The sequence below is a fragment of the Modestobacter sp. VKM Ac-2978 genome, assembly GCF_026968025.1.
Lineage (GTDB): Bacteria > Actinomycetota > Actinomycetes > Mycobacteriales > Geodermatophilaceae > Modestobacter.
Window position 1 is genome coordinate 131,871 of the sequence record NZ_JAPVBP010000004.1, and the last position, 12,997, is coordinate 144,867.

14 protein-coding genes are annotated in these 12,997 nt (G+C 73.6%); 8 read left to right on the plus strand and 6 right to left on the minus strand.

Annotated features, from left to right (window positions below):
* Positions 1 to 116: 116 nt before the first annotated feature.
* Both O2W53_RS11625 and O2W53_RS11630 read left to right on the plus strand, forming a co-directional pair.
* Entirely contained in the window at positions 117 to 764 is a 648-nt protein-coding gene (locus O2W53_RS11625; protein ID WP_269163188.1) for a maleylpyruvate isomerase family mycothiol-dependent enzyme, read from the plus strand.
* Positions 765 to 837: 73 nt separating this feature from the next.
* Positions 838 to 1,569: a hypothetical protein gene (locus tag O2W53_RS11630; RefSeq protein ID WP_269163189.1), complete on the plus strand. Its 732-nt coding sequence runs from the start codon at positions 838 to 840 to the stop codon at positions 1,567 to 1,569.
* A gap of 9 nt (positions 1,570 to 1,578) precedes the next feature.
* Here O2W53_RS11630 and O2W53_RS11635 read toward each other — a convergent pair whose 3' ends face one another.
* Complete coding sequence (locus O2W53_RS11635; RefSeq protein WP_269163191.1) at positions 1,579 to 2,043, minus strand: MarR family winged helix-turn-helix transcriptional regulator; 465 nt, start codon at positions 2,041 to 2,043, stop codon at positions 1,579 to 1,581.
* Between the two features lie 87 nt (positions 2,044 to 2,130).
* Between O2W53_RS11635 and O2W53_RS11640 the strand changes: the two genes are divergently transcribed.
* Positions 2,131 to 3,000 carry an NmrA family NAD(P)-binding protein gene (locus O2W53_RS11640; RefSeq protein WP_269163193.1) on the plus strand — a complete coding sequence of 290 codons (870 nt, stop codon included), beginning with the start codon at positions 2,131 to 2,133 and terminating at the stop codon, positions 2,998 to 3,000.
* Between the two features lie 100 nt (positions 3,001 to 3,100).
* Here O2W53_RS11640 and O2W53_RS11645 read toward each other — a convergent pair whose 3' ends face one another.
* Positions 3,101 to 4,675, minus strand: a complete 1,575-nt coding sequence (locus tag O2W53_RS11645) for a phospholipase D-like domain-containing protein (protein WP_269163195.1) — start codon at positions 4,673 to 4,675, stop codon at positions 3,101 to 3,103.
* A 201-nt stretch (positions 4,676 to 4,876) separates the two neighbouring features.
* On the opposite strand from O2W53_RS11645, the gene O2W53_RS11650 reads away from it, so the two are divergent.
* Positions 4,877 to 5,266 (plus strand): hypothetical protein, encoded by a 390-nt coding sequence (locus tag O2W53_RS11650; protein WP_269163197.1) that lies wholly within the window; start codon positions 4,877 to 4,879, stop codon positions 5,264 to 5,266.
* A 34-nt stretch (positions 5,267 to 5,300) separates the two neighbouring features.
* Here the strand turns inward: O2W53_RS11650 and O2W53_RS11655 are convergent, their stop codons facing one another.
* Genes O2W53_RS11655 through O2W53_RS11665 form a run of 3 tightly spaced genes read right to left on the minus strand, consistent with a single transcriptional unit; the run spans position 5,301 to position 6,611 of the window.
* The gene (locus tag O2W53_RS11655) at positions 5,301 to 5,705 is read right to left on the minus strand and encodes a hypothetical protein (protein ID WP_269163198.1); all 405 of its coding nucleotides are present in this window, start codon (positions 5,703 to 5,705) and stop codon (positions 5,301 to 5,303) included.
* A gap of 40 nt (positions 5,706 to 5,745) precedes the next feature.
* Positions 5,746 to 6,156 carry a VOC family protein gene (locus tag O2W53_RS11660; RefSeq protein ID WP_269163199.1) on the minus strand — a complete coding sequence of 137 codons (411 nt, stop codon included), beginning with the start codon at positions 6,154 to 6,156 and terminating at the stop codon, positions 5,746 to 5,748.
* Positions 6,153 to 6,611 carry a helix-turn-helix transcriptional regulator gene (locus O2W53_RS11665; RefSeq protein WP_269163200.1) on the minus strand — a complete coding sequence of 153 codons (459 nt, stop codon included), beginning with the start codon at positions 6,609 to 6,611 and terminating at the stop codon, positions 6,153 to 6,155. Before O2W53_RS11665 ends, O2W53_RS11660 begins: the two co-directional genes overlap by 4 nt.
* A gap of 105 nt (positions 6,612 to 6,716) precedes the next feature.
* Here O2W53_RS11665 and O2W53_RS11670 point away from each other — a divergent pair, with 105 nt between their 5' ends.
* The 4 genes from O2W53_RS11670 (at position 6,717) to O2W53_RS11685 (ending at position 11,806) form a co-directional block, all read left to right on the plus strand.
* Complete coding sequence (locus tag O2W53_RS11670; RefSeq protein ID WP_269163201.1) at positions 6,717 to 7,364, plus strand: trimeric intracellular cation channel family protein; 648 nt, start codon at positions 6,717 to 6,719, stop codon at positions 7,362 to 7,364.
* Between the two features lie 276 nt (positions 7,365 to 7,640).
* Complete coding sequence (locus tag O2W53_RS11675; RefSeq protein WP_269163202.1) at positions 7,641 to 9,602, plus strand: primary-amine oxidase; 1,962 nt, start codon at positions 7,641 to 7,643, stop codon at positions 9,600 to 9,602.
* Positions 9,595 to 11,166: an APC family permease gene (locus O2W53_RS11680; RefSeq protein ID WP_269163203.1), complete on the plus strand. Its 1,572-nt coding sequence runs from the start codon at positions 9,595 to 9,597 to the stop codon at positions 11,164 to 11,166. Before O2W53_RS11675 ends, O2W53_RS11680 begins: the two co-directional genes overlap by 8 nt.
* A gap of 40 nt (positions 11,167 to 11,206) precedes the next feature.
* The gene (locus tag O2W53_RS11685; RefSeq protein WP_269163204.1) at positions 11,207 to 11,806 is read left to right on the plus strand and encodes a TetR/AcrR family transcriptional regulator; all 600 of its coding nucleotides are present in this window, start codon (positions 11,207 to 11,209) and stop codon (positions 11,804 to 11,806) included.
* 43 nt (positions 11,807 to 11,849) lie between these two features.
* Here O2W53_RS11685 and O2W53_RS11690 read toward each other — a convergent pair whose 3' ends face one another.
* Positions 11,850 to 12,974 (minus strand): NDMA-dependent alcohol dehydrogenase, encoded by a 1,125-nt coding sequence (locus O2W53_RS11690; protein WP_269163205.1) that lies wholly within the window; start codon positions 12,972 to 12,974, stop codon positions 11,850 to 11,852.
* Positions 12,975 to 12,997: the final 23 nt, after the last annotated feature.

Here is a 12,997-nt window from a genome sequence, read left to right on the forward strand (position 1 = left end):
CCCACCTCCATCGATCGGCGCCGGAGCGGCTCTCCGGCGCGGCGGCGGGCAGCGATGACCCCCGCGGTCCGGCCGAGTCGACGAGGCAGCACCGACCGATCCGACTGGAGACCCCTGTGCCCGACAGCACCACCCCCGAGCGCCTGTGGGCGGCAGCCCACGCCGAGCGCGCCGCCCTGGCGGACGACCTGGACGAGCTGGACGAGGCGCAGTGGGCGCAGCCCTCGCTGTGCGGGCGGTGGAGCGTCGAGGAGGTGGTGGCCCACCTCAGCGCAGCAGCCAGCACCGGGCGGGCGCGCTGGCTGGTCAGCATGATCGGTGCGCGCTTCGACGCCGACGTGCACAACGCCCGACGGCTGACCGAGCACCTCGGCTCCACCCCCACCGAGACGCTGCAGCGCTTCCGCACGGTCGTCGACAGCACCACCGCCCCGTCCGGGCACACCGCGGCCTGGCTCGGCGAGGTCGTCGTGCACGCGCAGGACGTCCGCCGCCCGCTCGGTCTGCCCGGCCGGCCCCCGGTGCCCGTGGTCACCGAGGTCGCCCGCTTCTACGCCGCCCGGGACTTCGCCGTGAACAGCCGCACCGCCGCCGCCGGCCTGCGCCTGCAGGCCAGCGACGGGCCCTTCGCCGCAGGGGCTGGCCCGCTGGTCACCGGCACGACCCTGGCCCTGACGATGGCCATGGCCGGACGCGCGGCCTTCTGCGACGATCTGACCGGCCCCGGCGTGCGTGTGCTGCGAGAACGGTGCACACGCCGCTGAGCCACGGGGAACCGCTGGACCGCGTGGGGACGTTGTCCCGGGAGCCGGCACACCGCCCTGGACGAGGAGCACCATGACCACCCCGCTGCCGACCGGCCCCGCCGGTGCCCTGGACGTGCGGGCCGACGAGGAGCTGACCTGGCTGCTCTCGCTGGACCCCACGGTGATCGCCATCCTCGGTGGCGTGCTGGTGACGTTCCTGCTGATCGCCGTGCTCGCCGGGTGGCTGGTCGTCCGGCGGGTCCGGCGCAGCCCGATGGTGGCCCGGAGCCGGGAGATCGCCGTCCGCAGCCGTGAGCTGGGCATGCAGGGCGCCACCGCCGTCGCGGCCCGCCGCCTGCCCCCGGGGCAGCGGCGCTCCTGTGCGGAACTGCAGCTCGAGGTCTGCCGCGCCCGGGATCGGCTGCGTCGCCAGGTGGCGACCGCGCAGGCCGCCGGCGCCCACCTCGGCGAGATACCGGACCTGCTGCCGTCGCTGGAGGCCGAGGGCAGTCGGTTGGAGCAGCGCCTGCGGCAACGGGCGCTGGTGCCCGAGCCGACCGCCCGGGACGACCTGGAGCTGGAGGCGCGGGCCCACCTGGACACGCTCGCCGACGTCTGCGACGCGGTCCGGCAGGCGGAGCGGGTGGCGTCCGCGGCCAGGCGGCCGACCAGCGAGGTCGCCGATGCGGTCACCGCGCTGCGGGCACACACCAGCGCCTACGAGGAGCTCATCGCCCCGCCGGTGGCGCCTCCGCTTCCTCAGCCACCGGCCGGGGCGCCCACCCAGGACCAGTCGCTGCGGACCGAGGACCGGGCTCGCTGAGTCTGCGGATCAGCGTCCTCGGTCCGAGTCGGCCGGTGCGCAGGTCCCGGCACTGCCGTCTCCCGGCGGCGCCGCCATCGTGGCCAGCAGCGCGGACAACTGCCGCTGCTCCTCCCCCGTCAGGCGGCCGAGCCGGTCGGCGGGGAAGTCGAAGGACCGCCGGACGGCGCGGTGCTCGCGGCGCCCGGCCGGGGTGATCGAGACCTGCTTGACGCGCCGGTCCGCCGGGTCGGGCACCCGGGTCACCAGTCCGCGGGCCTCCAGCCGGGCGACGAGCTGGGTGACGTTGGACGGGTCGCAGAGCAGCTCGACGGCGAGCTCCCCCATCGACCGCTCCCCCATGGTCAGCTGGCCGAGCAGGCAGGCCTGGGCAGCGCTCAACCCGACCGCCTGCGCCGCGCGGTCGTACGCCGCGTCGTAGGCGTACACGAAGTCCCACATCTGCTGCTGCAGCGTGCTCGCGTCGTCTGCCACGGCGCCGAGGTTACTTGATGGACTGAAGTAGTCGTGCCACCATGGCGGCAGGAACTTGAGTGACTCAATCAATTGGAGGAGTTCCCCATGGTGGTCGAACACGCAGGCACGACGACGACCCGGGTCCTCGTCACCGGGGTGCGCGGGAAGACCGGCGCCCCGCTGGCGGAGCTGCTCGTCGCCCGGCCGGGCGTCGAGGTGCTCGGCGGCAGCAGCGACCCGGAGACGGTGGACGTCGCCGGGGTCCGGCCGACCGAGTTCTCCTGGGACCGACCGGCCGGCTGGCCCGCGGCGACCGACGGCGTCGACGCGCTCTACGTCGTCCGGCCCGATCGTGCGGACGCGCCGGAGCTGATCGGGGCGCTCCTGGAGGTGACGCCACCCCGGGCGCACGTCGTCCTGCTGTCCGAGCAGGACGCCGACTCCACCGGCCCGGCCGGGTGGGCGCCGGCGGCCGAACGCGCGGTGCGGACCGGCGGCCACAGCTGGACGGTGCTGCGGCCGAGCTGGTTCATGCAGGTGCTCACCGACCCCCGCTTCTACCTCGACCAGCTCACCGGCACCGGCGAGCTGCCGTTCGCCAGTGGGGGCGCGAGCCTTGCCTGGATCGATGCCCGGGACATCGCCGCCGTGGCCGAGCGCGCCCTGCTCGACGAGGGGCACGCCGGTCAGGTGTACGAGCTCACCGGTCCGGCGGCGCTCTCGCTGCCCCGCACCGCGGAGCTGATCTCCCGGGCCATCGGGCGTCCCATGACCCACCGGGAGATCACCATCGACGAGGCGCTGGCCGGGAGCGAGGGCTTCGAGCGGGAGATCACCGCGGTGACGTTCGAGCGCGTGCAGGCCGGCAGCTTCGCCGTCGTGACCGACGCCGTCCAGCGCGTGACCGGGCGTCCGGCCCGGGGCCTGGAGACCTTCCTGGCCGACGCGCTACCCGTCCTGCGGCGCGCCGCCTGACCCCGGCCCGGGGCGCTGTCTGCACGACCACGTCCAGCCCGAGGGACCCCGGACGACCCAGCCCCCACGGCAGGCACGCCGTGAGGGCTGGATCGTCTGGTCAGGCGCGTACGCGGTTGCGTGGCCGACGGCGGCGGGCGAAGAACCGCTCCACCCGGCGCCACCGGTTCGGCGTCTTCTCCCGGTCCATCACCTCGGACTCGGCGAGCGCGCGGTCGACCGTGCCGAGCTCCGGCGGCTCGAACACCACCAGCGACCGGCCGGTCGGCCGGCGCAGCCGCTCGATGCCACGCACGAGCGAGCCGGTGTCGGTGATCGCGGCGGCGACCTCGTCGGGCGTGCAGCCCAGGTGCTCGGCCAGCAGCCGGTGCCGGAAGTCGACGATCGTCGCGGCCACCCGGTCGGCCCCCGGCTGTCCCTCGACCGCCTCGATCGCCAGGTCGCACTCGGTGTCCAGGCCCATCGACCGGTTGTTCAGGTTGCTGGAACCCAGCCGCAGCAGGCGGTCGTCGATGACGGCCACCTTGGCGTGCACGTAGATGGGCTCGCGCTGCTCGGTCACCGGACAGTAGAGCCGGAACCGGTCGTGGACGTCGGCCTCGCGGATCAGTTCCAGCACCCGGGCGCGCGCCGTGCCCATCGCCTTCTCCGAGAGCCAGCCGTCGGCGGTCCACGGGTTGAGCACGACGACGTCGGGACCGTCGGGCTCGCGCAACCGCTCGCCGATCGCCTCGGCGATCCGGCGGCTGGCGAAGTACTGGCTCTCCACGTAGATCGAACGACGGGCCGCAGCGATGCCGGCGAGCCACAGCAGCTCGATCTCGTGGACCAGCTCCACGCCGCCGTGTTCCGGGCGGGTGCGGGAGATCGCGACGTCGACGTCGGTGAGCAGCGGCTCGACCTCCTCGGGCCAGCACTCCCGTCCCTCCGGCAGCGGCTCGAGCCGCTGCCCGGTGCCGCTCTCCCACCGCGTGCGGGCGAGCTCGGCGACAGCTCGAGCGGCGGGCCCGGTCAGCATGCTGGTCGCGTCGTGCCACGGCCCGGCGAGCCTGCCCTCGGCGCGTCCGGCGGCCGGCGACCGTCGGTGCGGGTTGGTGTCGGCGTGGTCGGAGGTGTCCCAGCGGTCGGCGGTGACGTCGATGCCGCCGGTGAAGGCCAGGCAGTCGTCGACGACCACGATCTTCTGGTGGTGCGCGCCCCCGACCGGGTGGTGGGTGTCGATGGCCAGGGTGAGGCGGTCGGAGGTGCGCCGGTCCAGCAGCACGATCGGCTGCAGCCCCCGGCCGAGCGCGCGCAGCATGCCCAGGTCCCACTGCAGGACCCCGACCTCCAGCTGCGGGTTCTGCTCCACCGCGTGCTCGAGCACGGCCCCGAGCCGGTCGTCCTTCGGCCGGCCACCGGCCAGCGGGTCCAGGCGGATCCGCGGGTCGAAGTCCCAGCCGATGAACAGCACCCGCCGCTCGGCGCGCAGCACGGCTCGCTTGAGGGTGGCGAAGTACTCGGCCGCGTCGACGAAGACGGCGAAGCGGGTGGCCCGCTCGATCCGCCAGCAGGTCTCCCCGGGGATCAGCAGGGGCGCGCCCTGCTCCGGCGGTCCGGCGTCCCCGCCACGGGGGGCCGGGAGCCCGGCACCAGGGTCGGTGTCGGGGTCTGTCGTCGCCTGGCCGTCGTCCATCACGTCGGGAGTGTGCCCGTCGTCCCGCACACCTCCAAGGACCGACTCCCTCGAACCGGGGACACGGCTGCGGCGCGACGCCGTCCCCCGGCAGCGGAACTCAGGTGCTGTTCGGCCCGGCAGCTGGGAAGGTGCTCGCCGACCGGACCCGACCGGCTGCGGCGGGACCGTGGACCGCACCGGGAGAATCAAGGAGGCCCGATGGACGGCGACACCGGCCCCACGGACGACGCCCGGTCGCTGCGCGCAGCGCTGCGCACGGAGCTCGTGGCCGCGATGCGGGCCCGCCGGGCCGACGCCGTCGCCGCGCTCCGCAGTGCCCTGGCCGCGATCGACAACGCCGAGGCCGTCGTCGCGCCAGGGACCGCGACCGGCGCCACGAGGGCACACCTCGCCGGCACCCGGACCGGGGTCGGTTCGACCGAGGCGGACCGCCGCGCCCTGTCCCTCGGCGACGTCCGCGCCCTGCTGCGCGCGGAGATCGCGGAGCGGCGGACCGAGGCCGACCGCTACGACGCCCTCGGGCAGCACGAGGCCGCCGGCCGGCTCCGGCGCGAGGCAGAGGTGCTCGACCACCACGTCGACGGGTGACCGCGCGTACCCCGGCTGCGCGGCTGACCGGCCGTCAGCGGCGGGCGAGGACGGCCACGGCCATCGCGCACCCCCACCCGGCCACCACCACGGGGGTCTCGACCGGGTCGAACCCGCCCGGGCTGACCCGGAGGCGGGTGCAACGCTCGCTCAGGTAGCCGAACGCCAGCCCGGTGCCGAGCCACCGGAGCACCCAGCGGGCCCGGTCGTCCGGCCCGCGGAGCAGCCGGGCGGTCGCCCAGACCTGCGGCCCGAGCAGGTACGGGGGTGCGCTGAAGGCCGTGCCGAACCAGAGCCAGTCCCGGACGAGGTGGTCCGGGCTTCCCACCAGGAAGGGGACGTCGAAGTGCCGGCGGCGGCGCAGCGCGACGACGTGACCGGCCAGCTGAGCGGCCAGCTGGGTCGCCGAGACGGCCAGGAGCGTCGATCGCTGCACCATGCCCCCGCACGGTAGGGCGCCCGGGCGGTCCAGCGACGGCTCAGCTCAGTTGGTTGATCCGGATCAGGTTGCCCGTCGGGTCGCGGAAGGCGCAGTCGCGGACGCCGTAGTCCTGGTCCGTCGGCTCCTGGAGCACCTCGGCGCCACTCGCCTCGATCTTGCCGAAGGTGCCGTCGAGGTCGTCGGTGCCCAGGGTGAGGGCGGCGTAGTTGCCCTTGGCGATCAGCTCCAGGACGGTGCGGCGCTCGTCCTCGGTGATGGTGGGGTCGGCGGCCGGCGGGTGCAGGACGACGGAGGTCTGCGGCTGGCCGGGCGGGCCGACGGTGATCCAGCGCATGTCCTCGTAGCCGACGTCGTTGCGGACCTCGAAGCCCAGGACGTCGCGGTAGAAGGCCAGCGAGGCCTCCGGGTCGGTGTGCGGCAGGAACGCGTAGTGGATGGTCAGGTTCATGGCGTCGACGCTAGGGCCGGCACCGGCGCCCGGGCTTCTCGATTCCTGACCGGTCTGGTCACCTGCTTCGCCAGGCACGGCGGGATCCCCGCGCTCCCCCGGGCGGCCTGCTCGCGGTAGACGCTCGGGGGCATCCCGACCAGTTCGGTGAAGCGGGTGCTGAACGTGCCCAGCGACCCGTAGCCGACGGCGAAGCAGACCTCGGTCACGCTGAGGTCGCCCCGCCGCAGCAGGGTCATCGCCCGCTCGATCCGCCGGGTCATCAGGTAGGCGTACGGCGACTCCCCGTAGGCCCGCTTGAACTCCCGGCTCAGGTGCCCGGCCGACACGTGCACCCCACGGGCGAGCGCGTCGACGTCCAGCGGCTGGGCGTACTCGCGGTCGATCCGGTCCCGGACCCGGCGCAGCAGCGCCAGGTCGGCCAGACGCTGCTCGGAGACGGGTCCACCGGCCATGACCAAGATCGTAGGGACGTGCCGGGACAGCACAAGCCTCCCGGCGCAGGAGGTCGCGATGGCCCCACCGCAGCGGGTCGGGCGGGTGTTGGTAGAAACCGGCCGGTGAGCACCGAGGCGACGCTGTTGCTCACCCTCGACCTCGTCGGGACGTTCGCCTTCGCGCTGAACGGTGCGCTGACCGCGCTGCGGGTGACCCGGCTCGACATCGTCGGCGTCGTCACGCTGGGGATGACCACGGCCCTCGGGGGCGGGATCATCCGGGACGTCCTGCTCGGCAGCCTGCCGCCGGCCACGTTCAGCGACTGGCGCTACCTCGCGGTGGCCGCCGTCGGCGGGCTGGTGGCCTTCGTCTTCGGGCCCGGGCTGGACCGGCTGAACACCCCGATCACGGTCCTGGACGCCGCGGGACTGAGCCTGTTCGCGGTCACCGGCGCCGCCAAGGCCCTCGCGCTGGGGCTCGGCCCGGCGCAGGCGGTGCTGCTCGGTGCCCTCACCGGGGTGGGTGGCGGCACGCTGCGCGACGTCCTGATCGGGCAGGTGCCGTCGGTGTTCCGCAGCGGCCTGTACGCGATCCCGGCACTGCTCGGGGCGACGGCCACCGTGGTGGTCATCCAGCTCGACGCGTACGGGGTGGCCACCGCCGTCGGTGCGGCGGTCCTCTGCTTCACCGTCCGGATGCTCGGTGTCCGGTTCGGCTGGAACGCCCCGATGCCCCGGACGCCGCGCGCGCAGCGCCCGCTCGGCGACTGACCACGCCGGGCCCGCGACCGCAGGGGTGCCCGCGGCTCGACGAGGTCGGGAGCCGTAGCGCTGTCGTGCGGGACGTCACCGTGGCACGACACCGGCACGACAGCCCGGCACCGGCGCGCCGCACGAGGGCCGGCGGGGACGACTTGACGAGAACGTCACACCCAGGGTCTTCCGACGAAACGTGACGTGAGGCACTCTGTCCGCCACACCGCGCGGCCACTCCCCTCGTCGCGCACCCGCATTCGTCAACATCCGTAGACGTTCCGAGGTGCAGCCATGACCACCACCCAGCTCCAGCTGACCCATCCGCTGGACCCCGTCCAGTCCGAGGAGATCGAGGAGGTCCGGCGGGTCACCGCCGCGGCCGGCCTGGTCGCCGACAGCACCCGCTTCGTGTACGTCGGCCTCCAGGAACCGCCCAAGCAGGAGGTGCTGGCGCACCGTCCCGGGCAGCCGGTCGCCCGGCGCTTCCGGGTGCTGCTGCTGGACCTGGCCTCCCAGGTCTCCCAGGACGTCGTCGTCGACACGACCGCCGGCGAGGTCGTCTCGGCCGTCGAGCTGGACACCGCCACCTCCGGCCAGCTCCCGGTGCTGGACGAGGAGTTCGAGCTGGTCGAGCAGCTGCTGTCCACCGACGAGCGGTGGCTGGCCGCTCTGGCGGCCCGGGACCTGGACGTCGCCCAGGTCCGGGTGGCCCCCCTGTCGGCCGGTGCCTACGAGGAGTACCCGGACGAGGCGGGGCGGCGGGTCCTGCGCGGCCTGGCGTTCCTGCAGGAGACGCCGACGGACTCCGCCTGGGCGCACCCGATCGACGGTCTGGTGGCCTACGTCGACACGATCAACCGGGTCGTCGACCAGGTGATCGACACCGGCGCCGTCCCCGTGCCCACCGGCTCGGGCAACTACGACGACCCGGCGGTCACCGGCCCGCCGCGGACCACGCAGAAGCCGATCGAGATCACCCAGCCCCAGGGGTCGAGCCTGACCCTGGAGGGCAACCTGCTGACCTGGGAGAAGTGGTCGCTGCGGGTCGGCTTCGACACCCGCGAGGGCCTCGTGCTGCACCAGATCGGGTTCGACGAGGGCGCCGGTGTGCGGCCCGTCGTCTACCGGGCCTCGATCGCCGAGATGGTCGTCCCCTACGCCGACCCCAACCCGGTGCGCTCCTGGCAGAACTACTTCGACACCGGCGAGTACCTGGTCGGCCGCTACGCCAACGCCCTCGAGCTCGGCTGCGACTGCCTCGGCGACATCACGTACATGGACGCCGTCATCGCCGACGAGCAGGGCAATCCCCGCACGCTGCCCAACGCGGTCTGCATCCACGAGGAGGACTACGGGATCCTCTGGAAGCACACCGACCTGTGGAGCGGCTCGCAGCAGACCCGCCGGCAGCGGCGGCTGGTGGTCTCCTTCTTCACCACCGTGGGCAACTACGACTACGGCTTCTACTGGTACCTCTACCTCGACGGCACCATCGAGTTCGAGGCCAAGGCCACCGGCGTCGTCTTCACCTCCGCGCACGCCGGCGGCGACTACGCGTACGCCTCGCAGGTCGCCCCGGGGCTGGGTGCACCGCTGCACCAGCACCTGTTCAGCGCCCGCCTGGACATGACGGTCGACGGCATCGCCAACCGGGTCGACGAGGTGGAGGTCGTCCGGGTCCCGATGGGGCCGGACAACCAGCGCGGCAACGCGTTCACCACCTCCTGCACCACCCTGGCCACCGAGTCCGCGGCCCAGCGCGATGCGTCCCCGGCCACCAACCGGGTGTGGCACATCGTCAACCCCGAGCGGCTCAACCACGTCGGCCAGCCCGTCGGGTACGCCCTGTTCCCGGAGGGGCTGCCGACGCTGCTGTCGGACCCGGACTCCTCGATCGCCCGGCGGGCGGCGTTCGCCACCCGACACCTGTGGGTGACCCGCTACGACCCCGCCGAGCGGTACTCGGCCGGGGACTTCGTCAACCAGCACAGCGGGGGCTCCGGGCTGCCGGAGTACGCCGCGGCCGACCGGGACATCGACGGCCAGGACCTGGTGGTCTGGCACACCTTCGGGCTCACCCACGTGCCCCGGACGGAGGACTGGCCGATCATGCCGGTCGACTACACCGGGTTCACGCTGAAGCCGTTCGGCTTCTTCGACCGGAACCCCACCCTCGACGTGCCGGCCTCGACCTCCGCGCACTGCGCGGGCGGCGCCGCCTCCTGCTCGACCACGGAGGTCTCCGGTGAGTGAGCGCCCGACCACCTCGAACGGCGCGACCGCGCTGACCTCCCCCGGTGAGCCGGCCGGCCGGGGCAGGGACGGCGAGCAGCTGAAGTCCGGCCGGCTCGGCGTCCTCGGCATCGTCTTCTTCGTCGTCGCCGCCGCGGCCCCGCTGGTCGGCATGACCGGCGCCGTGCCGGTGGCCATCGCGGCCGGCAACGGCGCCGGCGCCCCGGGCGCCTACGTCGCCGTCGGGATCGTCCTCATGGTGTTCGCGTCCGCCTTCTCGGCGATGAGCCGGGTGGTGACCAACACCGGGGCGTTCTTCGCCTACGTCGGCCGCGGCCTGGGCCTGTCCGCCGGTGTCGGCTCGGCGTTCGTCTCCGTGTTCGCCTACCTGACCATCCAGCTGGCGGTCTACGGGTTCTTCGGCGGTCTGATGGCCGGGCAGATGGACGCCACCTTCGGCATCGATGCCCCCTGGTGGCTGTGGACGCTCGCCGCCTGGGCGCTCGTGCTCGCCCTCTCGGTGGTCAGCGTCGACGTGGGCGCCAAGGTCCTCGGCACGCTGATGGTGCTGGAGCTGCTCAGCCTGGCCGTCGTCGCCGTCGCCGTCATGCTCGAGGGCGGCGGGCCCGACGGGGCGAACCTGGTCGAGTCCTTCGCCCCGCAGAACGTCTTCGTCGGCGGCCTGGCCGGCTCGGCCGGCATCGCGCTGGCGTTCGCGTTCGCCTCCTACATCGGCTTCGAGGCCACCGCGATCTACGGCGAGGAGAGCAAGGACCCCGAGCGCACCGTGCCGCGGGCCACCTACGCCGCGGTCGGGCTGATCACCGTCATCTTCGCGGCGGCCTCCTGGGCCGTGGTGAGCGGACTGGGCACCGACGACGTCGTCGCCCGGGTGCTCGAGGAGTCCTCGGTGGACGGCGTGCCGCTGGCCGACCCAGCCGCGGTGCTGTTCTCCGTCGCGGCCAGCTACGTCGGCGACTGGCTGGCCACGGTGATGAGCTGGCTGGTGCTCTCCAGCCTGTTCGCCGGACTGCTGGCCTTCCAGAACTGCAGCGCCCGCTACTTCTTCTCCCTCGGCCGGGCCGGGGTCTTCCCCGGGGCCCTGCAGAGCACCAACCGGCACGGCGCCCCCGGCATCGGGGCGGTCGTGACCAGCGTCCTCACCGGCGCGGTCATCGTGGTCTTCGCCCTGGCCGGCCTGGACCCGGTGCTCAACCTCTTCTACTGGTCCTCCGGGATGGCGGTCATCTCCGTCGTGCTGGTGGAGATCCTCGTCTGCCTGGCCGTCCTGGTGCACTTCCGCGGGACGGGGCGCGGGGGCCACTGGTGGTCGACGCTGGCCGCACCCGTGCTCGCCGCCCTCGGCCTGGCCACCGGGCTCTACCTGCTGATCGGCCGGTTCGGCCTGCTGGCCGGCACCGTCCCCGAGGGAGTCGACCCGGCCGTGACGGCCTGGCAGCTCAGCGCTACCGGCTGGACGCTGGTGCTGCTGCCCTTCGTGCTGTTCCTGGTCGGGCTGGTGGTCGGCGCGGTGCTCTCCCGGAACGCCGACCAGCGCCCGGCGCTCCGCGACGTCGTGGGGTGACCGATGCTCCTCTGAGCACCCCCGCGTCCCGAGGAGCCCCGTGCCGAAGATCGTCGACCACGCCGCCCGCCGCACCGAGATCATCGAGGCGGTGTGGTCGCTGATCGTCCGCAAGGGGTTCATCGCGGTCACCATGCGGGAGCTGGCCGCGGAGGCCGGGTACGCCAACGGCGCGCTGGCCCGGTACTTCCCGGACAAGGACGCCGTGCTCCGGGCGGCGTTCCAGCGGGCGTTCGACGCCACGAACGAGCGGGCCCGTGCCGCGATCGGCGACGGCGGCGGGCTCACCGCGTTCCGGCTGCTGTGCCTGGAGATCATGCCGCTGGACGAGGTCCGGCTCGCCGAGGCCCGGGTGGTCATCGGCTTCTGGGACTACGCCGCCGGTCAGCCGGAGCTCGTGGAGTTCTACGACAGCGCCATGGAGACCTGGCGCGAGGAGATGCGGATGTACCTGGGCCAGGCCCGGGCCGCCGGCGAACTGGTACCGGGCCGGCCGCACGACCGGATCGTCGACGCGGTGCTCGCGCTGACCATGGGGATGCAGATCAACGCCTGCTTCTCCCCCCGCCACAACACCCCGGAACGCCAGACGGCCGTGCTCGAGGACTTCCTCGCCACGATCAGCCGCCCGGCCTCCTGAACTGCGCCGCCCCGGCGAGGAGCCGGGGCGGCGCGGTCCAGCGTCAGTCGAAGACGATGACGCCGCGGATGTTCTTGCCGGCGTGCATGTCCTCGTAGGCCTCGGCCACCTGGTCCAGCGTGTACTCCCTGGTCACCAGCTCGTCGAGCTTCAGCTGACCGGCCTGGTACATGCGCAGCAGGGCGGGGATGTCGTGCCGTGGGTTGGACTCGCCGAACAGCGACCCCTGGAGCCGCTTCTGCATGAGCGTCAGGTCGCCGAGGGCGATGGGGGCGCCGGTGGCGGTGACGTCGCCCAGCCCGGTGAGCACGACGGTGCCGGCCTTGCGGATCGCGGCCAGCGCCTGGGCCACGTGCTCGCCCTGCACCACGCCGATCGTGATGATGACGGCGTCCGCGCCCTGCCCGTTGGTGATCGACCGGGCGTACTCGGTGGCCTCCTCGATGCCGGCGAAGGCGTGCGTGGCGCCGAACTCCTTGGCCTTCTCCTGCTTGAACGGGACCGGGTCGACCGCGATGACCGTGCTGGCGCCGGCGTGCACCGCACCCTGCAGGGCGTTGGCGCCGATGCCGCCGATGCCCATCACGATCACCGTGGCGCCCGGCTTGAGGTTCGCCGAGCGGACCGCCGAGCCCCAGCCGGTGGGCACCCCGCAGCCCACCAGGGCGGCGGACCTCAGCGGGACGTCCTTGCTGATCTTCACCACCGAGTCGACCGAGGCGGTCGTGTACTCGCTGAAGGTGGAGATGCCGCACTGCTGGCCGACGGGGTTGCCGTCCTCGGTCATCCGGAAGCTGGTCGGGTCCTCGGCCCGGGCGCCGGTGAGCAGGGAGGCACCCAGGTCGCAGAGGTTGCTCTGCCCCTGGGCGCAGGGCTCGCAGTGCCCGCAGGCGGGCAGGAACGAGAAGACGACGTGGTCGCCCACCTCGTAGCCGGGGGTGTTCGGCCCGACCGCGGTGACCACACCGGCACCCTCGTGGCCGCCGACGTAGGGGTAGACGGCGACCGGCACGTCCCCGGTGGCGACGTGGTCGTCGGAGTGGCACAGCCCGGACGCGGCGAGCTTGACGGTGACCTCGCCCTGGCGTGGGTCGTCGAGCTCGACGGTGGCCGTCTCGTAGGTGCCGGGTGCCTTGCGGACGAGCGAGACGCGGGTGGTGACGGGCACGGGGTGCTCCTCTCTGAGCGCGG